At 56.1% G+C, this 22,094-nt stretch carries 17 protein-coding genes and 1 tRNA gene; 11 read left to right on the top strand and 7 right to left on the bottom strand.

Annotation, left to right across the window (positions count from 1 at the left end):
• Positions 1–77 precede the first annotated feature (77 nt).
• The 6 genes from F0P97_RS16210 to F0P97_RS16185 all read right to left on the bottom strand — a co-directional run bounded on the left by F0P97_RS16210 (position 78) and on the right by F0P97_RS16185 (position 6,617).
• Positions 78–1,601, bottom strand: a complete 1,524-nt coding sequence (locus F0P97_RS16210) for a CoA-acylating methylmalonate-semialdehyde dehydrogenase (RefSeq protein ID WP_003067492.1) — start codon at positions 1,599–1,601, stop codon at positions 78–80.
• Positions 1,602–1,813: 212 nt separating this feature from the next.
• Positions 1,814–2,482 carry a hypothetical protein gene (locus F0P97_RS16205; RefSeq protein WP_182283110.1) on the bottom strand — a complete coding sequence of 223 codons (669 nt, stop codon included), beginning with the start codon at positions 2,480–2,482 and terminating at the stop codon, positions 1,814–1,816.
• 381 nt (positions 2,483–2,863) lie between these two features.
• The gene (locus F0P97_RS16200; RefSeq protein ID WP_182287224.1) at positions 2,864–3,838 is read right to left on the bottom strand and encodes a tripartite tricarboxylate transporter substrate binding protein; all 975 of its coding nucleotides are present in this window, start codon (positions 3,836–3,838) and stop codon (positions 2,864–2,866) included.
• 133 nt (positions 3,839–3,971) lie between these two features.
• Positions 3,972–4,616: a maleylacetoacetate isomerase gene (gene maiA, locus F0P97_RS16195; RefSeq protein ID WP_182283109.1), complete on the bottom strand. Its 645-nt coding sequence runs from the start codon at positions 4,614–4,616 to the stop codon at positions 3,972–3,974.
• 12 nt (positions 4,617–4,628) lie between these two features.
• Positions 4,629–5,348 (bottom strand): fumarylacetoacetate hydrolase family protein, encoded by a 720-nt coding sequence (locus tag F0P97_RS16190; RefSeq protein WP_182283108.1) that lies wholly within the window; start codon positions 5,346–5,348, stop codon positions 4,629–4,631.
• 141 nt (positions 5,349–5,489) lie between these two features.
• Positions 5,490–6,617, bottom strand: a complete 1,128-nt coding sequence (locus F0P97_RS16185; protein ID WP_182283107.1) for a cupin domain-containing protein — start codon at positions 6,615–6,617, stop codon at positions 5,490–5,492.
• A gap of 273 nt (positions 6,618–6,890) precedes the next feature.
• Here F0P97_RS16185 and F0P97_RS16180 point away from each other — a divergent pair, with 273 nt between their 5' ends.
• The 5 genes from F0P97_RS16180 to F0P97_RS16160 all read left to right on the top strand — a co-directional run bounded on the left by F0P97_RS16180 (position 6,891) and on the right by F0P97_RS16160 (position 10,439).
• Complete coding sequence (locus F0P97_RS16180; RefSeq protein ID WP_182287223.1) at positions 6,891–7,439, top strand: MarR family winged helix-turn-helix transcriptional regulator; 549 nt, start codon at positions 6,891–6,893, stop codon at positions 7,437–7,439.
• Between the two features lie 29 nt (positions 7,440–7,468).
• Positions 7,469–8,371, top strand: a complete 903-nt coding sequence (locus F0P97_RS16175) for a LysR family transcriptional regulator (protein ID WP_003067507.1) — start codon at positions 7,469–7,471, stop codon at positions 8,369–8,371.
• A 313-nt stretch (positions 8,372–8,684) separates the two neighbouring features.
• The gene (locus tag F0P97_RS16170; protein ID WP_003054127.1) at positions 8,685–9,005 is read left to right on the top strand and encodes a heavy metal-binding domain-containing protein; all 321 of its coding nucleotides are present in this window, start codon (positions 8,685–8,687) and stop codon (positions 9,003–9,005) included.
• 123 nt (positions 9,006–9,128) lie between these two features.
• Positions 9,129–9,205, top strand: a tRNA-Gln gene (locus F0P97_RS16165).
• A gap of 766 nt (positions 9,206–9,971) precedes the next feature.
• Entirely contained in the window at positions 9,972–10,439 is a 468-nt protein-coding gene (locus F0P97_RS16160) for an Lrp/AsnC family transcriptional regulator (protein ID WP_003067511.1), read from the top strand.
• 116 nt (positions 10,440–10,555) lie between these two features.
• Here the strand turns inward: F0P97_RS16160 and selD are convergent, their stop codons facing one another.
• Entirely contained in the window at positions 10,556–11,626 is a 1,071-nt protein-coding gene (gene selD, locus F0P97_RS16155; protein ID WP_182283106.1) for a selenide, water dikinase SelD, read from the bottom strand.
• A 525-nt stretch (positions 11,627–12,151) separates the two neighbouring features.
• On the opposite strand from selD, the gene F0P97_RS16150 reads away from it, so the two are divergent.
• The 6 genes from F0P97_RS16150 (at position 12,152) to F0P97_RS27395 (ending at position 22,087) form a co-directional block, all read left to right on the top strand.
• Positions 12,152–12,991 (top strand): ABC transporter permease, encoded by an 840-nt coding sequence (locus tag F0P97_RS16150; RefSeq protein WP_232537958.1) that lies wholly within the window; start codon positions 12,152–12,154, stop codon positions 12,989–12,991.
• A complete protein-coding gene (locus tag F0P97_RS16145; RefSeq protein WP_182283105.1) occupies positions 12,988–13,659 on the top strand; it encodes an ABC transporter ATP-binding protein in 672 nt (223 codons plus the stop codon). Before F0P97_RS16150 ends, F0P97_RS16145 begins: the two co-directional genes overlap by 4 nt.
• The gene (locus tag F0P97_RS16140; protein WP_182283104.1) at positions 13,656–14,786 is read left to right on the top strand and encodes a chain-length determining protein; all 1,131 of its coding nucleotides are present in this window, start codon (positions 13,656–13,658) and stop codon (positions 14,784–14,786) included. The genes F0P97_RS16145 and F0P97_RS16140 overlap by 4 nt, the downstream gene beginning before the upstream one ends.
• Positions 14,787–14,812: 26 nt before the next feature.
• Positions 14,813–16,591, top strand: a complete 1,779-nt coding sequence (locus tag F0P97_RS16135; protein ID WP_182283103.1) for a polysaccharide biosynthesis/export family protein — start codon at positions 14,813–14,815, stop codon at positions 16,589–16,591.
• Between the two features lie 24 nt (positions 16,592–16,615).
• The gene (locus tag F0P97_RS16130) at positions 16,616–18,631 is read left to right on the top strand and encodes a chromosome partitioning protein ParA (protein WP_182283102.1); all 2,016 of its coding nucleotides are present in this window, start codon (positions 16,616–16,618) and stop codon (positions 18,629–18,631) included.
• A 186-nt stretch (positions 18,632–18,817) separates the two neighbouring features.
• Positions 18,818–22,087, top strand: coding sequence for a BNR-4 repeat-containing protein (locus F0P97_RS27395; RefSeq protein WP_198424698.1), 3,270 nt, complete (start codon positions 18,818–18,820; stop codon positions 22,085–22,087).
• Positions 22,088–22,094 lie beyond the last annotated feature (7 nt).

Raw genomic sequence — 22,094 nt, 5'->3', positions numbered from 1 at the left:
CCATCATCGGCAAAGCCGCCCAGTGCAGCCCGGGCCTTGCAAGAGGCAGGGCGGCACTGTCGGGTTTCATGGCCGGCTTACTTGAGGCTGATGGTGGTGTTCACACCGTGGCTGGTGGTGCTGTCGTCGAACCAGCGCGCCGTGATGGTCTTGGTCTGGGTGTAGAACATCACCACCTGCTTGCCGTAGGGGCCCAGGTCGCCCAGCTTGGAGGCCCGGCTGCCCGTGAACGAGAATAGCGGCACGGGCACGGGAATGGGCACATTGATGCCGACCTGGCCCACATCGATGTCTTCCTGGAACTTGCGCGCGGCCGCACCCGATTGGGTGAAGATGGCCGTGCCGTTGCCATTGGGGTTGGCGTTGATGAACTCGATGGCCTGATCGATGTCCTCGGCCGCGACCAGGCACAGCACGGGGCCGAAGATTTCCTGCTCGTAGATGCTCATGCCGGGCTTGACGCCGCTGAAGATGGTTGGGCCGACAAAATTGCCCTTGGCATAGGCTGCCACCTCGGGTTTGCGACCGTCCAGCTCCAGCGTGGCGCCGTCGGCCAGACCGCGTTCGATCAGGCCTTCGACACGCGACAGGGCTGCGCAGCTCACCAGGGGGCCGACATCGGTGCCGGGCTCGGTACCTCCATTGACCTTGAGGGTCTTGGACTTGGCCACCAGGTCGGGAATCCAGTTGCGGGCTTCTCCCACCAGAACGGCCACGGAGACCGCCATGCAGCGCTGGCCGGCCGCACCGAAGGCAGCGCCCAGCAGGGCGTTGAGCGACTGCTCCTTGTTGGCGTCGGGCATGACGATGGCGTGATTCTTGGCGCCCATCATGCATTGCACGCGCTTGCCATTGAGGCTGGCGCGGTTGTAGACATGGGTGCCGACCTTGGTCGAGCCCACAAAGCTGATGGCCTTGATATCGGGGTGGTCGCAGATGGCGTTGACCACGTCTTCGCCGCCGTGGATGACGTTGAGCACGCCAGGAGGCACGCCGGCTTCCAGTGCCAGCTCGGCCAGACGCATGGTGACGATGGGGTCCTGCTCGGAAGGCTTGAGGATGAAGGTATTGCCCGTAGCGATCGCCATGGGGAACATCCACAGCGGAATCATGGCCGGGAAGTTGAAGGGCGTGATGCCTGCACACACGCCCAGAGGCTGGTTCAGCGTATAGGTATCGACACCGTTGGCCACATTGTTGGCCAGCTCGCCCAGTTGCAGATTGCCGATGCTGGCCGCGTGCTCCACGACTTCCAGGCCGCGGAAGACATCGCCTTCGGCGTCGGGCAGGGTCTTGCCTTGTTCGGCCGTCAGCAGGGCGGCCAGCTCCTTCATGTTTTCGCGGATCAGCTGCTGCAGCTTCAGAAAGATGCGGGCGCGTGCGCCGATGGGCGTCTTTTTCCAGGTCTTGAACGCCTGCTTGGCATTGGCCACGGCGGCGTTGACCTCGTCGGGCGTGGCGAACGGTACGCGCGCCAGCACTTCCTGCGTCGCGGGGTTGACCACATCGCGCCACTGGGTGGTTTTGGATTCGACCATCTGCCCGTTGATAAGCAGCTTGACCGTGGGCGCCAGAACCTTGGCGGAAGTCGGTGCGTTCATGAGGTGTCTCCGTTGGTGAATTCGTTCCTCATGGTATGTGTGCGGATTTGCTGTAGCAATAGCAAACACTGCACATAGGGTGTGCAAATGTGCACAAGTGGATGCTATGTCTGCCAGCGCTTTGGAGCTTGTCGTGCAGGCATGACTGCAGTACCTGCGGCGGCAAAATGCAAAAGGGCCCACCCGGGCCCTTTTGCCGTTCTCAGGTGCTCTTAGAGCTCGCTGAACATCTCGTCAAAGGCTTCGCTCGCGAAGTCGTTGCGCCAGGCCTTGTCCTTGTCCTTGGGCACCATGCCCAGGGAAAGTACGCCCTCGTAGGTGTAGCTGGCGGGGGCTGAGTATGCAGCTTGCAGCTTCTTGAGTTCGCCCTGCACCTGATCCAGGCTGAGCTTGTTGCGCACCATGCGTTGAATGCCCTCGGCCCAGGTCTCGGGGGTCTTGACCAGCTGGCAGCTGAACTTCACATCGCTATTGAGCACGCCATGCTTGTCGAGCTTGGGCTTGGTGGCCGAGACGGTCTTGCACTGCGATTGCTGACGCGCCTGTTGCACCGTGCTCATCAGGCTTTCCACGGGCGCACGCAGGGCGCTGCGCTGTGCCTCGGGGAACAGGGGCAGGGCCACGTCGGTGACTTCACGTGGGAAGTCCTTGTCGGCTTGCTTGAGTTCGGCGGCGTTGGCGTAGTCCGCGCTGCGGCCCGAGCGCAGGCGGTCCGGGCGCAGATAGTCATTGAGCTGGCTGATGGCCTGCTCGTCGTGATTGACCAGGGTGCGGATGTACAGCTCGGCAGCAGCAATAGGCGAAGGCGGCTCGGCTGCCTGCGAAGCTGCGGCCAGGGGCAGCAGCAAAAAAGCGATGGCAGTCTTGATGGAATTGTTCATATTTTTATAACGATTTGAAGGGGCTGAATCACGTGGGGTCACGTGAAAACAGCATGGAGCCCTGGCAGACAGACGGCGCTGCGGCTTGGGCGGGAAGTTGCCGAACAGCCCTGACGCTTATCAACGGGGGCTCATGGCATGCGGGCGTTCTAGAGGTGGGATGGAAATCCGGAGAAACGCCTCGCAACAAGTGTAACCCCGGGTCGAGGTCGTTTTTGCACGCCTTGGGAGCTCTGCTGTCTTTGTGCAGCTCCTCTTGATCCGGAGCACAGAGAGGCATTGCATCAATGAAGAAAGCCCCGTGCAGCCAGTGCTGACGGGGCTTTGCCGGCTGCGGGCGTATGCCTTTGCCGTGATTTATTTGATGGCCGAAGGCGGCTCTCAATCCAGGCTGATCTGGGCTTTCTCAATCAGCAGCTTGTATTGCTCGGACTTCTTCTTGGCAAATTGCTGCATCTCGGGCACGGTGAAGCTCATGGGCTGGAAGGCGAAGGTGGAGAACTTCTCTTTGACCTGCGGGTCCTGCAGCACGGCCACCACATCGCTGCGGATCTTGTCGCGCACGGCGGCATCCACGCCCTTGGGGCTGAGCAGGGAGACAAAGGAGTTCACATCCAGCTCGGCAGGGCCACCGGCTTCGGCGACCGTGGGCACGTCCGGCATTTGCGCAATGCGCTTGGGGGCGGCCACGGCCAGATAGCGAATCTTGCCGCTTTTGTAGATGCCCTGGCTGGAGGGCAGGCTGGCAAAGCTCCAGCTCGGGTCGCCGTTGGCCACCGAGGTGAACAGCTGGCTGACCTCGCGGTAAGGCACATGGGTCATCTTGCTGCCCGTCAGATAGTCCAGCCATTCGCCGCCCAGATGGCCGGGGCTGCCCACGCCCCAGGAGCCGTAGCTGATCTTGCCGGGCTCGGCCTTGGCGGACTTGATCAGATCGCCCATGTTCTTCCATGGCGAATTCGTGGGCACGGCCACAAAGAACGGAGTCAGGAACAGCGGGGCCACGGGGTCGAAGTGGCTCAGCGTGTTGAAGTTCTTGTTCTTGTAGAGATAGGGCAGGGCAGAGATATGCTCGCTGTCCAGTTGCAGCAGGGTATAGCCGTCGGGCTTGGCACGGCGCGCGTACTCGATGGCGACAAAGCCGCCGCCACCGGGGCGGTTGTCCACGGTCACGCCCTGTTTCCAGCGCTGGGCCAGCTTTTCGCCAACGATGCGCAGCACGGCATCAGGACCGCTGCCCACGGCAAAGGCCGTGACCACGGTCACGGGGCGATTGGGATAGCTGGATGCATCGCCCTGGGCCAGTGAATGGCCGGCTGAGGCCAGCAGAGCTGCAGCAATGGCGATAGATTTAATAGCTGATTGCGCAGATTCCGATTGGGCTCGGTGTTGATTTTGCTCGTATTTCACAGTTTGTCTCCGGTGGGTGTTTTTAGGGACTGCAAAGCGTTGCTGGGCAGCCGCGTCTGAGGCGGCTGCAGTGGCGGGTCTATTGCGGGGCGTCAGGCTGGGCCAGAGGCGCTGCCTGGGCAAAGGCGGGCAGGGCGCTGCAAGCCGCATCGACGGCACAGATCAGCGGCCAGCGGGCCAGATCCACGCCAAAGCGGCGTGCGCTCTCGACCTGTGGAATCAGATAGACATCGGCCAGGCTCGGTGCTGCGCCAAAGCAAAAGCTGCCGCGTGTGCCGTCCCGGGCCAGCAAGGCTTCGATGGCGTCAAAGCCGGCCGTGATCCAGGTGGCGCACCAGGCGTTGATGGCGGCCTCGTCGGCACCGAACTGCTGGCGCAGGGTCTGCAGGATGCGGCGGTTGTTGATGGGGTGCACATCACAGCCAACGATGGCCGCCATGGCGCGCACATGGGCGCGTGCCTCGGGGTCGGCAGGCAGCAGTGCAGGCGTGGGGTAGCGCTCTTCCAGCCATTCGATGATGGCGGGCGACTGGATCAGCGTTTCGCCGCTGTCCAGCGTCAGCGCGGGCACCAGGCCTTGCGGGTTGATGCGCTTGAACGGCGCTTCGGCCTGCTCGTCCACGCGCAGATCGACAGGGAGGTAGTCGGGTGTGAGGCCCTTGAGATTGAGAGCAATGCGCAGGCGGTGCGAGGTGCCGCTGCGAAAAAAACTGTAGAGCTTCATGGTCTGCGCGCCTTACTCGGGCTGGCCCACGCTCAGGGTAATCTCGCCCACGCCTTCCACGCGGCCGGTGATCCGGTCGCCCGGCAGCACGGCGCCCACGCCCTCGGGCGTGCCCGTGTAGATCAGATCGCCGGCTTGCAGGTGATAGAACAGGGACAGGTCGGCAATGATTTCGCGGATATTCCAGATCAGCTTGTTCACATCGGACTGCTGCTTGACCTGACCGTTGACGCTCAGCTCGATGAGGCCGGACTCGATCACCTTGCCGGGCATGGGTACGATTTCGCTGGCGACGGAGGACTGCTCCACATCCTTGCCCAGATCCCAGGGGCGGCCCTTGTCGCGTGCCACCAGCTGCAGATCGCGGCGTGTCATATCAAGGCCGCAGGCATAACCGTAGATATGTTCATGGGCTTGGTCGGCAGGAATGCGAAAGCCCGGTTTGCCGATGGCCACGACCAGCTCCATCTCGAAGTGGTAGTTGCTGGTCTCGGGTGGATAGGCCACGGTGGCGCCCGATTCGGTCAAGGTTTGCGGGGCCTTGGTGAAGTAGAAGGGGCGCTCTGTGCTTTTGTCCACGGGTCGGCCCATCTCCACCGCATGGGCGTGGTAGTTGCGGCCCACAAAGAACAGGCGGTTGACGGGCAGGCGCTGCTCGCTGCCGCGCACGGGCAGGGACTGCACGGGGGACGGAGCCCAGAGATAGTTGTCGTTGTAGTTGGCTTGGGTCATATGTGATTCCTGATGGGTATCGGTGACTAGGTGCTTGAAAAAGAGGCGTTCCATGTGTGAGACAGCCGGCAAGGGCCTGGGCGGCCCCGCCGCCCTGCAGCAAAGGCTGTCTCCCCCTTGAGGGGGAAGACGCGAAGCGGCTCAGGGCGTATCCGCCCTGTACGCGTGGACGGCCTCGAAAATCGGCGTATCGGCAAAACGGAACAGATCCAGCTGCGGTTGGTCGGCATCGCATTGCGCGCTGAACAGCTGCCAGGAGGGCACGACAAACATGTCGCCGCGCCGCACCTGCCATTGGCGCTCGCCCACGGTCACCGTTCCCTGCCCGTCAAAGACCTGGAAGACGGCAGAACCCACTTCGCGCTTGACCCGGGTGCTGGCGCCGCAAGCCACGCGGTGCATTTCGCAGCGAATGGTGGGCAGCACGTCGCGGCCATTGCTGGGGTTGGTGTAGCGCACGGCGGCATGGCCGGGGCTGACCGTGGCGGCATGGCCTTCGGCTTCGAGCGCCAGTTGCTCGCTCAGCGCGCGGTCGGTATCCACCCAGCGGTAGGCCAGCAAAGGCGTGGTCGGGCTGTCCTGCAGATGAGCCACAGGGCGCAGCCCAGGGTGGCCCCAGAGGCGCTCGGAGCGCGAGAACTCGGGCGTGGCACGCTCCTGCGGGTCCAGATGCAGGCGGCCATGCTCGAAGAACTGAGATTCGGTGTAGTAGGCAAACGGAATATCCAGCCCGTCTATCCAGGCCATGGGCTGGCTAGCCGCATTGTGGTGGGCGTGCCAGTTCCAGCCGCCCTGGGGCAGAAAGTCGCCGCGCGACATGCGGATCGAGTCGCCGTTGACCACGGTCCACACGCCTTCGCCTTCGACCACAAAGCGGAAGGCATGCTGGGTGTGACGGTGCTCGGGCGCATCTTCGCCGGGCATCAGGTACTGGATGGCAGCCCACAGCGTGGGCGTGGCAAACGGGCGGCCGCCCAGCGCCGGATTGGCCAGGGCAATCGCGCGGCGCTCGCCGCCCCGGCCCACGGGGACGATGCGGCCGGCTTCATCCGCCAGCTTGAGCAGATTCTCCCAACGCCACAGATGAGCGGCGGCCTGGCTTTTGGGGTGGGCAGGCATCAGGCCGCCAATCTCCGTCCACAGCGGCACCAGCATTTCCTGCTCGAAACCTCGGTACAGCTGCTCAAGAGCAGCTGTGGGCTCGGGTTGGCCGGGGGCTTCAAGGGCCGTGAGCTTTACCGGTGAGGGCTGGGCTTGCACAAGGCTCATGGTTTGTCTCTTTCTTTGGTATCTGCTTGGCAGTGCGTTGCTGCCTTGTCTGTCGGCTTACGGCCTGAGATGGGGGCAAAGATAGGCTATGAATTAAATCAACAGCACACTGATGATTAGCATAATGTTGATCTGCATCAGCGATGATTGGGTTAAACCCGGTAGCAGGCCTGGCTCGAATCGGGGCGGCAGTCGTGCGAATATCGGGGTCTTTCAGTCATGGCCCTTCAACTGCCGCACGGCAGGGCGGGCTCGGCTTCGGCCACCCAAGACATGCAATACCAACCCGCAGAACTAGAAAACTATCCCGGCTATCACATCCGCAGGCTGCAGCAGATAGCCGTAGCCGTGTTCATGGAAGAAACCGAGGAATTCGGCGTGACGCCTGTGCAGTACGCGGCCCTGTCGGCCGTGCTGCGTCAGCCGGGCATCGACCAGCGCACGCTGGCACGCAATATCGGCTTCGACACCTCCACCATAGGCAGCGTGATCGACCGCCTGGAAGCACGCGGCCTGATGGCGCGCAACGCCAGCCCTGCCGATCGGCGTGTGCGTTTGCTGAGCCTGACCGACGAGGGGCGCGGCCTGCTGGTGGAAGCCGAGCCTTCGGTGCTGCGAGCCCAGCGCCGCATGCTGGAGCCTCTTCCTGACGACAAACGGGCACAGTTCATGGAAATGCTGTCGCTGCTGATCCACGAGAACGACGAGTTCGCGCGCGCCCCGAGCGCGGTGGCCCAGCGCAGTGCCGAGCGCAAGCGCAGTGCTGCCGTCAAGGCGGTCAAGGGCCTCACGGGCAAGGCGCAGGACAGCGTGAACGACTGAACCACGAACCGAGATCGCAAGGAAAGACATTGGACTGGGACCATCTGCGTTTTTTTGGCGAACTGGCTCGCAGCGGCAGCATGGCGGCGGCTGCGCGGCGCATGGGGGTCGAGCACACCACGGTGTCGCGGCGCATTCAGGCGCTAGAAAAGCAGCTCGGTGCCGTGCTGTTTGCGCGCGAAGGCGGCCAGTGGCGGCTGACCGAGGCCGGGCGGCAGCTGCAGGAAGTGACCAACACCATGCAAAGCGCGGTGGACGGGCTGGAGCGGGGTCCCCTGGCGCATGCAGCGACCGCGGAAGGGCTGGCCGGGCTGGTGCGGGTGGGTGCCACCGAAGGCTTTGGTACGCAGATGCTGGCCTCCGAGCTCGCCAGGCTCACGCTGCGCTATCCGCTGCTCAGTGTTGACCTGCTGGCGCTGCCGCGCATGCTGCATCTGTCCAGCCGCGAGGCCGATATCGTCATCTCGCTGGAGCGGCCCAAGCGCGGCTCGGTCGTGGTCACCAAGCTGACCGACTACCGGCTCTATCTTTACGGCCAGCGTGAATATCTGGCGCGCAAGCCCTTGGTGGCCAGGACCGAGGATCTGCGCCATCACAGCTTTGTGCACTATGTGGACGATCTGCTGTTCACGCGCGAGCTGCAATTGCTGGATACCTTGCACCGGCCCGAGCGTTTTGCGCTGCGCAGCACCAGCATCACCGCTCAATACGAAGCCGTGCGTGCCGGTGCCGGTCTGGCCGTGCTGCCAGCATTTGTGGCCGACAAGGATCCAATACTGAGCCGCGTGCTGCCCGAGCAGGCTTGTTTCACACGCACCTTCTGGATGAGCATGCCCGTGGAGTCGCGCCAGATTCCGCGCATAGCCACGACCTGGAGCTTTCTGCGCGATGCCGTGCAAGGCATGCAGAAGCTGCTATTGCCGGATGCATGATTTTTGATGGCGTCTTGCCCTTGATGGGGCGGTCTGTCTTCTGATTTGACCATGCATCCATGCGCTGCATGGAGGCTGGTCTGCGCTGCCAGACCAGTTGGGAGTCAGTCATGAGAAGCCGAAGCCCTGAGCGCCGATGGATGCCGCCGCCATCGCCTTGATAACAGCGCGGATTGCACGCATATACTGATCCGACCGGATGACTCTGAGCCTGCGGCAAGGCCCGGCCTATATCTGCCTCTGTCGCGCGCAGCGCTATGACCAGAGCGTATGGCTGCCAGTCTCCTTGCGCTGATTTTTAAGAAAGCAAAGCATGATCGTCACAACCACTCCCTCCATCGAAGGCAAACGCATCACCCGTTATTGCGGCGTGGTGGCGGGCGAGGCCATTCTGGGCGCCAATGTGTTCAAGGACTTCTTTGCCGGAATTCGCGACATCGTGGGCGGGCGTTCTGGAACCTACGAACGCGAGCTGCAAAGAGCGCGTGAAATTGCCCTCAAGGAACTGGAGCAACGCGCCGCCGAGGCGGGTGCCAATGCGGTGGTCGGCGTGGACCTTGATTTCGAGGTGCTGGGCCAGGGCAATGGCATGCTCATGGTCTCGGCCAGCGGCACGGCTGTCGTGGTGGAATAGGCCGCCAGCGACTGAGCTGGCTTGACGCCAGGAAGGCTGCAAACCTATTCCATGTGCAATTGCACATTTTTGGACTACTTCGAAATTTATAGCGAAAAGTCGTTGTAGAATTCGTTCCATCGTAGGGGAGTCGCCAAGCTGGTTAAGGCACTGGATTTTGATTCCAGCATGCGAAGGTTCGAATCCTTCCTCCCCTGCCAAAATCCAAAACCCTGCTCATTGCAATGAGCAGGGTTTTTTGTTTGTGAGCTTGGGGTGCATGCAAGCGAGCCCAAAGCTTTCAGTCATGCGCGATTGGGGCACTCAGGGTGCGTTATCGCGCATTCAGCCTTGCTGAGCAGCACAAGGCGCAGTTGTCGGTGATTGGAGGCTGCTTGCAGTCTGGTGGCTCAGGCTTTGCCGAAAGCGACGCACCAGGCCAAGGGATAACCTAGGGTAAGCACTTACCTTTTGCAGATATTTGCAGCAAACCAGCCAAACTTACCGAGTGTTTTCGCCGTATCGTCGGTGGCATCGATAAGTGCGGGAAAACAACCATTAGACTCTTCGCTCTTTTGTGTCGCTGTTACTCGGTGAGCGCACTTGGGTTCTCGTGAACGAGCTTGACCGCTCGCCCGCAACAGAGGCCTGGTTTCGGCCGGGGCCACTCTGACGTACCGCAGTGCGCCCTTGCCATGGTCACAAGCGCAGGCAAGTGCAGATATGTTGATACATCTTGCCTGATTGAAACAAATGTATACATATTTGCCATCTGAAAAGACAAGCTCCCTACCAGGCTGGGTTAGCTGACACAATGATTGGCTGTTAGGTGTCGCTGAGGTTCGCTCCACGCGTTTGGCTGAGGGCGAACAGCAACAGAAGTCGCTCGGCGCAAGGCATGGCTGCAGGTGGTGGCAGAGAGTTCTTGGGGTTTGTGTTTAACGCAGCGTTTGCGTAAGTGCACGGCAAGATTTGGATAGACAAGGTATGGAATATCGACTGGATGAAACGGACCGCCAGCTGCTGCGCCTGCTGCAGACCAACGCGCGTGCCTCGACCGCGCATTTGGCTCGGCAGATGAATCTGGCTCGGACCACGGTGGTCGCTCGCATCGCCAAGCTGGAGCAGGAGGGCGTGATCGCCGGCTATGGCGTTCGCCTTGGCTCGCGCATGGAGCAGTCTGCCGTGCGCGCCTATTGCGGTATCCGTGTTCAGCCCAAGACGGCAACTTCGGTGATGCAGGCGCTCAACCGCTTCACCGAGGTGGAAGAGGTGTCGGCCGTTAGCGGACAGTACGACTACATGGTGTTTGTGCGCTGCGAGAGCAATGAAAAACTGGACGCGCTGCTTGACCGTATCGGCCTGATCGACGGCATCCAGCAGACCTATACCTCGGTGGTGCTGAGCCGCAAGATCGACCGCCGCACCACGGCCGAGGTCGTGGGAGAGGCTTAGAAGCCCAGAGTCATAATCTGACGCTCATATGCAAAACGCCCGGCTCAAACCGGGCGTTTTGCATTCTGTGGTGGAAGGAGAGCAGAGTCGCGCTCCTTCTCGACTACCTGGCGCGCTCAGTCCACAAAGACCTTGGGCGCGCCTGCCTCCATGCGGCCAATCACTGCAGCATCGCCAAAGCCGCTGTCGCCAAAGACCTTGAGCACCTGCTGGACAGCATCCGCCGCACAGGAAACAAGCAGGCCGCCAGAGGTCTGAGGGTCGGTCAGCAGTGCTTTCTGGGCGTCTGTCACGGTCGATGCCAACTGGATGTGCTCACCATAGGATGCCCAGTTGCGCCCCGATGCGCCCGTGAAAATGCCTTGCTCTGCAAGTGCCTGAACACCGGGCAGTACGGGTAGCTTGGCGCTTTCAATGCGTGCGCTGAGCTGGGCGCCACGGGCCAGTTCCAGGCCATGACCCAGCAGGCCAAAACCGGTCACGTCGGTCAGAGCGTGCACGCCTTCGAGTTTGGCAAGCTCGGCGCCGGGGCGGTTGAGCTTGGTGGTTGCATCCACCATGGCGCGGTAGCCTGCATCGTCCAGCAGATTCTTCTTGAGCGCCGCCGAGAGAATGCCCACGCCCAGGGGCTTGCCCAGAATCAGCACGTCACCGTCCTTGGCATCGGCATTGCGCTTCATCTGCTTGGGATTGACGATGCCGATGCCGACCAGGCCGTAGATGGGCTCCACCGAATCAATCGAGTGGCCGCCCGCCAGAGGAATGCCGGCATCGCGGCAGACCGACTCGCCGCCTTCCAGAATCTTGGCAATCACATCGTGCGGCAGCACATTGATGGGCATGCCCACAATGGCCAGCGCCATCAGCGGCGTGCCGCCCATGGCGTAGATATCGGACAGCGCGTTGGTGGCGGCAATGCGGCCAAAGTCATACGGGTCGTCGACGATGGGCATGAAAAAGTCCGTCGTCGCCACGATGGCCTGCTCGTCATTGATCTTGTAGACGGCCGCGTCGTCTGCGGTCTCTGTGCCTACCAGCAGGTCGGGGAAAAACTGCTTGGGCAGATTGCTTTTGGCCAGCAACTCCGACAGCACGCCGGGCGCAATCTTGCAGCCGCAGCCGCCACCGTGGGAGAGAGAAGTCAGGCGCGGGGTCGCAGGGGAGGCTGTTTCTTGAGTGGTGTTCATGTCAATCCAGACGGCAAGCAGCACTGTTGTTGCTGCGGTAGTGATAGAGATGCTTGTGCTCTGCCGGAAGTTCATCCCGAATGCACAGTAGGCGCTCATTATTGACTGTCTCGGGTGTTGGTCTGCAGTCTATTGTCGATTCTCTGGGGGATGTGCTTGGAGAGGCATCAAGATGGCTCCGCTGTGTACCAGGCGTTGTGGAATATTATTTTTGAATATTCAATAACTAAAGTTTTTAATGGCCAGATTCCAGGGATTTAGGCTTTGTAATTTTTTACTGATATTTCTCAAAATAGGTGCGAGAGATGAATAGCATATTTATTCGCTAACGTACCCCGCAGATTGAGAAAATTTTACTGGATTACTTTTAGCATTGAAATAATTAAATAGTTAAAATAAATTGACTCTATCAAGTCAATAGAATATTTGTAATGTAATTGAATGTGAAACGGGTGTGATGGCTGTCTGTAATAAGGTTTTGCTTATGTTTTCATTTATAATTTTCCGATTGGATTTCAGTGCGTCTTGAGTCCAAAAGAACGAGGATTTATTTTGGACTCAGCCCCGTCGTCTGGTGAAATCACAGCACCACGTAGTTCACTTTCCGTCACTTTTGCGGTATGGAACGCACTTTTCCTGCGCGAGGCCGTTGCGCGGCTGAGCGCAACGCGCGGAGCCTGGGTGCTTATCGTGCTGGAGCCAGTGTTGCATGCATGCCTCATGCTGCTTTTGTATACGGTTCTGCGTGCACGTTCCGTGGCTGGCGCAGATGTGGCTGTCTGGCTGGTACTGGGGCTCACTGGCTACTTCACGGTACAGAATGTATTTCTGCGTTCTATGGGAGCAGTTGATGCCAACAAGGCCTTGTTTGCCTATCGTCAGGTTCGTCCCATTGATACCGTGATTGTTCGAGCATGCCTTGAAGCGTTACTAGGTCTCTTGATATTGATTGTGCTTCTAGGTATTTTGGCTTTCCTAGGGCGCTCTGCTGTTCCTGATTCACCTATGGAGGCAATGCTTGCCTATATTGGGCTGATGCTTTGTGCTTTAGGAGTGGGGCTTATTTTGTCGGTTCTCAGCGATCTTGTCCCCGAGGCGGGCAATTTGATGATGTTCTTGCTGAGGCCTTTGTATTTCTTGACGGGCGCAATATTTCCATTGTCAGCAATTCCGATTAAATATAGAGAATGGGCTTTTTATAATCCATTTGCACATGGACTCGAATTGCTGAGAGCTGGATTTTTTCCTGTCTATCACGCTGCCCCGGAAGCAAACTTCAAGTATCTTTTCTGGTTTGCGGTGGTTTCCATTTTCCTCGGCCTGGCCTTGCAGGTTCGGTTTGCTCGGAGTTTGAGGGCCCAATGATTATTGTCAATGATGTGCATAAACGCTACCAGACACCTCATGGGGCAGGGCGCTGGATTCTCAAAGGGGTCAATATTTGCATACCCTCCAAAGTCAGTGTTGGGTTGGTTGGTCGCAATGGTGCAGGTAAATCTACTTTGCTCAACTTGATTGGTGGGGTCGATACACCAACACGTGGAACGGTAGAGAGGCGTAGTCGAGTATCCTGGCCCATGGGCTATGGCGGCGGCCTACAAGGCTCCTTGACAGGCCGCCAGAATGCCAAGTTTGTTTCGCGCTTACATGGGTTTGACTCATTAAGTGCTATGACTGAAAAAATAGCCTATATACAAGATTTTGCCGAGTTGGGCTCATCCTTCGATGAGCCCGTTCGCACTTATTCATCTGGTATGAAATCACGCCTGCAGTTCGGTATGTCGTTGGCTTTTGATTTTGATGTTTATATATCGGATGAGGCCACGTCTGCTGGCGATGCTTCATTCAAGAAGAAAGCCTCCGATGCATTTCAGCGTATTGCAGATCGTTCGGGATTAATTATGGTTTCGCACAGTGATGGGACATTACGCCAATTTTGTCAGGCAGGAATATGGTTGGACGAAGGTCAAGCACATTGGTTTGATGATATTGAAGATGCCCTGAAAAGTTATAAAGATAGTATTTCGAAATGACTGAGTTATTGAAAAAAGAACGTTTTATGGGAATGCTTCGAGTCATCTGGCGTATGAAGGCCTTGGCTGTTGCACTATGCGCATCTTTATTGGCGGCATTTTACTGGGGGGTAATTGCTTCCGATCGCTATGTTTCAGAAGCCCATGTATTGATCCAGCGTACCGATATGGCTGCATCACAGGCCTTGGATTTCGGGTCGCTGCTGGCTGGTGGCGATGGAATCTCGCGTGCAGACCAGATGTTGTTGCGCGACAGATTGCTGTCTGTCGATATGTTGCTGCAGTTGGATAAAGACCTGAATCTACGCGAGCACTACAGCAGCCACGATCACGACATTCTTTCTCGCATGTTCTTCCATGATGCATCGCTGGAGTTCTTTCACAAGCATTTTTTGTCACGCATCAGCGTGGAATATGACGAGTATGGAGGTGTGCTGGTCATCCAGGCCCAGGCCTACGATGCAGAAATGGCCCAGAAGATCACCAAGGCACTGGTCCATGAGGGCGAGCGCTATATGAATTCGTTGGGCCACCAACTGGCTCAAGAGCAGGTGAATTTTCTCGAAAAACAGGTCAAAGTGCGTGGTGAGCATGCGCTGGACGCGCGTCAGCGCGTGCTGTCCTTCCAGAATGCTAAGGGCCTGATCTCGCCTCAGTCCGCTGCCGAGAATCTGGCCGGTGTAGTCAACAAGTTGGATGAGCAACTAACCGAACTCAGTGCGCGCAAGACTGCGCTGCTGGGCTACCTCGCACCTACAGCTCCTGCGGTTGTGGAAGTCGATCTGCAGATCCAGGCCGTGGAAAAGCAGATCAAAACGGAAAAAGCCCGTTTGACCAGCGCCAAGGGACAGTCGCTGAACAAGACAGTGGAAGAGTATCAGCGCCTGGAACTGGAGGCCCAGTTTCAGCAGGATGCCTATAAGAGCGCCCTGATAGCACTGGAAAAAGGCCGGGTAGAGGCAACGCGCACTTTGAAAAAGGTGCTGGTGTTGCAAAGCCCGTCTATGCCTGAGTACCCGATGCGGCCTCGCCGCCTCTACAACATCGTCACCTTTATCCTTGGCGCCTTGTTGTTGGCCGGGTTGGTGCAACTGTTGGCCTCTATCGTCCGCGATCACCGCGACTGATTATTCTGAATTTCTCTAGTTTCATCATGCAACGTTTTATCGCGCGTACCTGTGTCGGCTTAGCAGTGGCAGTCCTGCTGGCCGGTTTGGCACCGGCCCAGGCTCAGACCTCTCAAGCTAGTTCAAGGCAGGATGCATCGGCGGCATCCAGTATTGATCCTTTCCAGATCAATCAGGCGCTGGGCTTGTTGCCTTCTGGCGGGACTTCCAGCGATGCTTCGGCAAGCCGTTCTGGCGCTGCTGTCCCAATGCAAGCACCGGTGTTGCCGCAAGCACCCCAGACAGCCGACTACACGGCAAACCTTAGTAGCGATGTATTTGGCGCGAACCTGTTTACCGGCAACTTTGCGCGTGCAGGGGCAACGCAGTTCAACCCTGATTATTTGGTGACGGTGGGTGACCGTATCCATTTGCGGCTTTGGGGTGGCTTTACCTTTGACAGCGTGGCGGCAGTCGATCCGCAAGGCAATATCTTTTTGCCCCAGGTCGGGCCCATCAAGGTGCTGGGCATTGCCAACAAAAATCTTCAGCAGCAGGTAGAGGCCGCAGTACGCCGTGTATTCCGCGCCAATGTCTATAGCTATGCCAGCCTGGCTGCTGCGCAGCCGGTGCGCATCTTTGTGGGCGGCAATGTCATGCGCCCGGGCCTCTATAACGGCACCAGCATGGACAGCCTGCTTAACTATCTGGACCAGGCGGGCGGCATCGACCCCGAGCGCGGCAGCTTTCTGACCGTACAGGTCAAGCGCGGCAGCACCGTGCGTGCCACTTTCAATCTCTATGACTTTCTGCTCAAAGGCCAGTTGCCGCTGCTGCAGCTTAATGATGGAGATGTGATTTTTGTCCCCCCTATTGCCAACCGGGTGCGCGTATCGGGTCTTGTGAACAATGCCAAGCGCTTCGAGTTTGCCCAAGGCTCGGAAACCGTGGCTCAGCTGATGCAACTGGCCAAGCCGCAGGCCCAGGCCACCCATGTACGTATTGCTCGCAATACTGGCACGGTCAAGAACACGGAGTACTACCCGCTGCAGGAAGCGAATGCTTTGGTGCTGCAAAACGGCGATGAGCTGGAATTCACCGCGGACAAGAAGCCCGGCACCATTACCGTTCGCGTTGAAGGCGAGCACATGAACTCCCAGGAATATGTGTTGCCTTATGGCACCCGTCTGGGCGCGCTGATGCAGAGCATTCAGACCCTGCCCGATGCCGAGCCTGAAAGCATTCAGCTGTTTCGTCAGAGCGTGAAGCAGCGCCAGAAGGAGATGCTTGCCACCAGTTTGCGCAGTTTGGAAACGGCCTTGCTTACGGCCCGCAGTGGCAGCAGCGAAGAGGCTCGACTGCGCAAGGAAGAAGCCGATCTGACCCTGCAGTGGGTGGAGCGTGCCAAGAAAGTGGAGCCTACCGGTCAGGTGCAGATTGCGCAGGCTGTACAGCGAGACAATATGTTGCTGGAAAACGGCGATGTCATTCGCATCCCGCGCAAAGATGGTCTGGTGCTGGTGAGCGGTGAGGTTCTGTTTCCAAACGCTGTGGCATTCGATGGCTCACTCAGCCTCAAGGACTATATCGATCGCGCTGGCGGCTTTACCCAGACGGCGGATGCGGCCCGTGTCGTTGTTGCACACCGAGATGGTGCCTTTGAGCAGGTGGATACTGGCAAGCTTTTTGAAAACACCCGACTCAAGGCTGGCGATCAGGTGCTGGTATTACCTAAAGTGGATGAGAAAAAGCGCCAGTTCTGGAAGGACATCACTCAGATCATGTACCAGATTGCTATCGGTGCAAAGGTCGTGTTTGGTCTTTGATTTTTTCTGATTTGTTGAATAGCTATGAACAAAATTATTGTGGTGGGACACCCTCAGTCAGGCTTTGAGAGGGTAGAGGAGTTGTTATTGGACTGCGGCATGGCTGAAGCCAAGCCGTCGCGGCGCGAAGGCCTTACGCCAGCGCAGATCAGTGAAACTTTGCTCAAAGTACACGGTGCAACGCCTGTGCAGAAGCTAAGTGCTGTAGGTCCTCTCAAGCAGATTGAAGTCACTCCGCTCTGGAATGGCTTGGCTCTGGATTTAATGCTGGCCAATATGGAGCAGTCGCTATGGGGCTGGTCAGACACACAAGCGGTGTATTTGCTCGACTATTGGAGATTTCAGGACCCTCAAACTGTGTTTGTACTGGTTTTTGATGAGCCCCAGAGCATCCTGACTCGCCAGACCTTGGATCAGGCGGATGCTAATCCCGAAGAGCTTGAAGCGCGCATCAATGCCTGGATTGCCTATAACTCTGCTCTGTTGAATTTTCATCTCCGATACCCGGAGCGCAGCATGCTGGTTCATGCAGCGCAAGTCCAAAGATCTGCGCAGAGCTATTTGCAACAGGTGAGCGCGCGAATTGACGCTCCACTGCAAGTGCCGGGTGTCGAAGCTGAATATGGGAAAGTAGCTGAAATCACCAATTCTTCTGAAGAAGCTCGGGTACTTGAAGAACAAGCACAGCAAACTGTAGGTGAGGCTGACATCGATAGGCAAATCGAGACAGTTGTTGAAAGCTCCAGCGTTATAGCTATTGAGCTTGAGGGCGACTCTGAAACCATGGTCTGTAACATCGAGTCAAAGCAAGGACTTGATGGCAACGCCTTGGCCCAATGGCTGGTACAACAACTGCTGCAGGGCTATCCTCAGGCATCAGAGCTGTATGAGCAACTGCAAGCCGCAGCCTCATTGCCACAGCGCAGTGGTAATAGCAAAGGCAACAGCTCGCTGGAGTGCATACAAACAGAGCGCAACCACAGTGCCTGGTCTGCATTTGTGGCGCAGCAAGCCACCTTGCAGGAGCGTGCGTTGCGCATTACTCAGCTCGGAAAAACGCTGGACGAGCAGGTCTTGCAAATGCAGCAGTTGGATCTGCAGCTCGCGCAGCTGAAAGAGGCGCAGGCCGCGGCACAGCAGCAAACCAAGGTGCAGCAGCGTTTACTGACTAACCATGAAACGCAATTGCAAGAGAGTGGGCAGGAAAACCAGCTATTGCTGGAGCAGCTACATAGAGTGCAGGAAGAGCTTGAAAGCCGTTACATGAAAGCTCAGCAGCATGAAAAGCTGCTAGCCGAGCTGCCAAAATTGAAAGCAGACCTGAAAGCTTCGCAGGAAAAAAGCACTGCTCTGCAGAATGTTAGCCGCGAAAAGCAGGCCCTGCAGGAGCAATTGCAAAAAGTACAGCAGGAGTTGGCGAGTCGAAAAACGCTTGCGCAGCAGCATGAAAAACTGCTGGCCGAGCAAGCTAAGGTCAAGGCGGAGCTGAAAGCGGCTCAGGACAAGGCTACGCAGTTGCAGAGCAGCGAAGTCAAGCTCAAAAAGGAACTGGAAACGGAGCGAGCCAAAGCGCCCGTGGTCGAGTTGCAAAAAGAAAATGAGCTATTGCTAGGCCAATTGCACAAAGTGCAGGAAGAGCTGGAGCGCTATTACCTGGAAAATGCGCAATACAAAGCCGCCTCAAAGCCTAAGGCTTACTACGGGGCTGTTGATCGTGTGAAGCAAGACCTGCCTTACCGTTTAGGCGCTACCATGATTCAAAGGTCAGGAAGTCTTTCTGGCCTGCTTTTCATGCCTTGGGCATTGCGTGCCGAAGCTGATCGCATTCGTGCCGAACAGACTGCAAGTCCAGAACAACTACCGTCGATTGCAGAGTACCGCGATGCACATGAAGCAGCGCAGGTAAAGCGTCATCTGTCTTACCGATTGGGTGAAACTTGGGTGCAGCGTACCCAGACTCTGGGAGGCTGGGTGACATTGCCCGGTGCTTTGTATGCTCAGGTCAGAGCGTTCCGGAAAGAGCGTCATAAGAGCCGTTAAATCCACTTATGCATTGAAGAAATTCCAATTGAGGTGTACGTGAATTTTTGGGCTTTACGTAATGAAGCTGCGTTTCTCAATGACGGTTTTTCTTCTGAAAAATATTCGGCAGGTGCTGAAAGGGAGCCTATGCAAGGCTTCCCTTAAAGAGCCTTTATCTCTTACTGTCGTAATAGGTCGTGTGCGATGAATGAAATATCTAAGAGCCTCATCAACTGGATGGAGCACATTCAAGCCTTGATGCCTGCGTCGCATCTGACTCTGGTCGGTGCGGGAACCGGCAAGGGGCCTTGGGTTCAATGGTTGAAAGATCGTAAAGAATCTTGCACTCTGGTTGAAGGCGAACCATTGCGGTTTGCTGCTCTGCAGCGCTTATGCGCAGCTTCGAGTGCTCTGGAAAATGCCACTTTACTCAACCAGTTTGTGGCACCTATTTCAGCGGAGGTAGAGGTTTTTACGGCGAATCTGGCGCAAGAAAGTGGTTTGCTGGAGCCTGAATTGCTTCACTCGCTTTGGCCTAATTTATATGCACTGCATAGGCAATCTGTACAAGCCATTGCATTGGCATCGTTATTGGCTGGGGGCTCTTCAGGACAGTTTTTGATTCTGGACTGCCTACCTGCGGCCACTTTACTGAAATCGGCCCAAGATACTCTACCGTTGCTGGATGTCGTCTTGGCGCGAGTACTCCTGGCTGACGATGCAGGGCGCAGACAATTGCCACAAGGCACCGGTTTGGCTGAACTGGCTCAAGCCTTACCCGGCTTTGGGCTGCAATATGTGCATCATGAAGCTCATCCTGGAATTGCTTACGCACTTTTTGCACGTGACTACAGAGGAGCATGGCAGAAATCCGAGCAAATAAAACAGCGATTGCTGCTGGATATCGGTTTGTCGAGACAAAAACAGGCCGATCTGCTTCAAGAAAAAGAGCAAGAAGCGCAAGCCAATAAGAGCTTAGAAGCCAATTTAGCCCAAGCTCATCAAAAGCTGGTGTCAGAGCACCAAGCAACGCAAGCTGCTCTGAATGTACAGCAGCAATTGCAAGAAGATCTCCTGCATGCACGGAAAGCAGAAGTGGAGTTGCTGCAAAAAAATGACCAACAGGCAAAGGCTTACAAGGCGCTGGAGGTTAATCTGGAGCAATTGCGGCAGGAACTGGTGGCCGAGCGTGATGCTCGCAATGCTTGCGTTGAGGAGTTGCAGCAATTGAAGACTGCGTTGCTGCACGTCCAAAAGGTCGAAGCGGAGTGGCAGCAAAAAAACGAGTATCAGACCAATGCTCAGAAAGAGCTAGAGGCCAATCTGTCGCAAGTACGGCAGGAACTGGTGACCGAGCGTGATGCTCGCAACGCTTGCGTTAAGGAACTACAGCAATTGAAGGTTGCGCTGAACCATGCCCAAAAGGGCGAAGCGGAGTTGTTGCAACAGAACGAGCAGCAGACAAACGTTCAGAAGCAGCTAGAAGCCAAGCTGATGCAAGTGCGGCAGGAGCTAGCTACGGAGCGGGACGCTCGCAATGCATCCATGAAGGAGCAGCAGCAGCTGAAAGCGGTGTTGCAGCAAGCTCAGAAGATTGAAGCGGATTTGCTCCAAGAAAGAGAGCTCCAGACCGATGCTCAGGAAAAGCTAGAGGCCAATCTGACACAAATGTGTGAGGCACTGGTATTTGAGCGTGGTGCTCGTAAAGCTTCCTTGGAGGAGCAGCAGCAATTGAAAGAGATGCTGCAGCAAACCCAAAAGGCTGAAACGGATTTGCTGCAAAAAAGTGAGCGTCAAAGTGACGCTCAGAAAAAGCTGGAGGCCAACCTGACGCAAGTGGAAAAGGAGTTGGTTACAGAGCGCGATGCCCGCAATGCTTCCACTAAGGAAAAGCAGCAAATGGAAGCTGAATTTCAGAAAGTACGACAGGTACTTGAAAATACAGAAAAGCTAGCGAGTCAGCGATTGGCTCAGTTATCCGCCTCTGAATTACGGATTTCCCAATTGCAAGCACTTTCGACGATTCAAACGAATAGCAACAGCGAACTGCGTGAAGCGTTGAATACTGCTTCGGCTCAGTTGGATATTCTTAAGCGCTTGTTTCCGTCAAAGACCTTGCGATCAAGTAAAGAGCATGCTTTTGAAATATCAGATTCTCAAGAAAATTCTTCTACCTATGCAAAGAACAAAGTTGATGTCAAGCAGCTTGCTTGTATTGATTTAAGGGATGCATGGGCGGGAAATACCGTGAATACGGTGATTTTTCGTCACCATGGAATCCTGACGAAAGATGGATATCAATATACTGCATTTTATATTGATGAATTCACTTTGCGTGTTGTGCAGCGCCATTTAAAAAACAATGATATATATACCAACGATATCAAAGGGGAATTTAATCTCAAAGATGCTCACAACAGCATTAGTTTAGGTATTGATAGGAATGGGTGCTTGCATATGAGCTATGACCATCATGCAACCCGTTTGCGCTATCGCCGCTGCTTAGTTCCTCACGATATAAAAAGCTGGACAGATGAGTTGCCAATGACTGGGGTATATGAGGATAAGGTGACATACCCTGCATTTATAATACCTCGCCATGATTTCCCATTGACGATGCTATACCGTGATGGAAATCACAACAAAGGCAGTGCACGTATTAAGGTGTATGACGAAAAAGATCAGTCTTGGAAAGATTATCCTACAGCTATTTTGAGTGGTGCTGATAATAAACCTTGGACAAGCAATGCCTATTGGAATCATCCGGCTATTGGAACGGATGGATCGCTGCATCTATCTTTTGTTTGGCGAACCGAAATGCTGGGTGAGAAGCAACTAGTCAACAATGTAAATGTTGGCTATGCATGGTCTCCAGATAATGGGGTGAGTTGGTTTACCTCCTTGGGTAAACCTTGCAAGCTCCCAATAACACAAGTCAATGCCGAGACCGTGTGGCCAGTTTCCCCAGGTGGTAATTTAATTAATCAATGCAGTATGGCTCTTGATAGTAAAAATAGGCCACATATTGCATATTATGCGAATGATGTTAATGGTATTCCTCAGTACCAGCATCTCTGGTTTGATGGAAGTAAATGGTGTTGTACGAAGATTTCTGAACGGGACAAGTCTTTCAATCTACAAGGTGGTGGAACATTACAAATCCCAATAAGTCGCCCTGAAATTGTGATTGATGATAATGATCGTGTATTGGTTATCTATAGAGGGGATATGTCAGGTGATGCTTTAGCATTTTCCATGCTTGAAATGGAAAATGCTAAGTATCAGGTGACTATTTCTAATGAAATTCTATGGCCAGAATATATAGAATTTTCAGAACCTGTCATAGATAGGGAAAGATGGCGGAAAGAAAAAATTCTTTCTTGTTTCATTCAAAGAACTGCTCAGCCAGATGGTGACAGGTCACATGAAATAAAAAGCAGCGATTTGAAGATTGTGGATATTATCTTTAATTAATTGAACA

Source organism: Comamonas testosteroni (assembly GCF_014076415.1).
Lineage (GTDB): Bacteria > Pseudomonadota > Gammaproteobacteria > Burkholderiales > Burkholderiaceae_C > Comamonas > Comamonas testosteroni_F.
This window is presented reverse-complemented; position numbering and strand designations above follow the sequence as displayed.

Bases quoted from the DNA above. Each gene is read 5' to 3' on its own strand.
- F0P97_RS16170 (WP_003054127.1), top strand. From the start codon at position 8,685: ATGATCGTCACAACCACTCCCTCCATCGAAGGCAAACGCATCACCCGT.
- F0P97_RS27395 (WP_198424698.1), top strand. From the start codon at position 18,818: ATGAATGAAATATCTAAGAGCCTCATCAACTGGATGGAGCACATTCAA.
- F0P97_RS16130 (WP_182283102.1), top strand. From the start codon at position 16,616: ATGAACAAAATTATTGTGGTGGGACACCCTCAGTCAGGCTTTGAGAGG.
- F0P97_RS16135 (WP_182283103.1), top strand. From the start codon at position 14,813: ATGCAACGTTTTATCGCGCGTACCTGTGTCGGCTTAGCAGTGGCAGTC.
- F0P97_RS16190 (WP_182283108.1), bottom strand. From the start codon at position 5,348: ATGACCCAAGCCAACTACAACGACAACTATCTCTGGGCTCCGTCCCCC.
- F0P97_RS16210 (WP_003067492.1), bottom strand. From the start codon at position 1,601: ATGAACGCACCGACTTCCGCCAAGGTTCTGGCGCCCACGGTCAAGCTG.
- F0P97_RS16205 (WP_182283110.1), bottom strand. From the start codon at position 2,482: ATGAACAATTCCATCAAGACTGCCATCGCTTTTTTGCTGCTGCCCCTG.
- maiA (WP_182283109.1), bottom strand. From the start codon at position 4,616: ATGAAGCTCTACAGTTTTTTTCGCAGCGGCACCTCGCACCGCCTGCGC.
- F0P97_RS16185 (WP_182283107.1), bottom strand. From the start codon at position 6,617: ATGAGCCTTGTGCAAGCCCAGCCCTCACCGGTAAAGCTCACGGCCCTT.
- F0P97_RS16160 (WP_003067511.1), top strand. From the start codon at position 9,972: ATGGAATATCGACTGGATGAAACGGACCGCCAGCTGCTGCGCCTGCTG.
- F0P97_RS16140 (WP_182283104.1), top strand. From the start codon at position 13,656: ATGACTGAGTTATTGAAAAAAGAACGTTTTATGGGAATGCTTCGAGTC.
- selD (WP_182283106.1), bottom strand. From the start codon at position 11,626: ATGAACACCACTCAAGAAACAGCCTCCCCTGCGACCCCGCGCCTGACT.
- F0P97_RS16180 (WP_182287223.1), top strand. From the start codon at position 6,891: ATGCAATACCAACCCGCAGAACTAGAAAACTATCCCGGCTATCACATC.
- F0P97_RS16145 (WP_182283105.1), top strand. From the start codon at position 12,988: ATGATTATTGTCAATGATGTGCATAAACGCTACCAGACACCTCATGGG.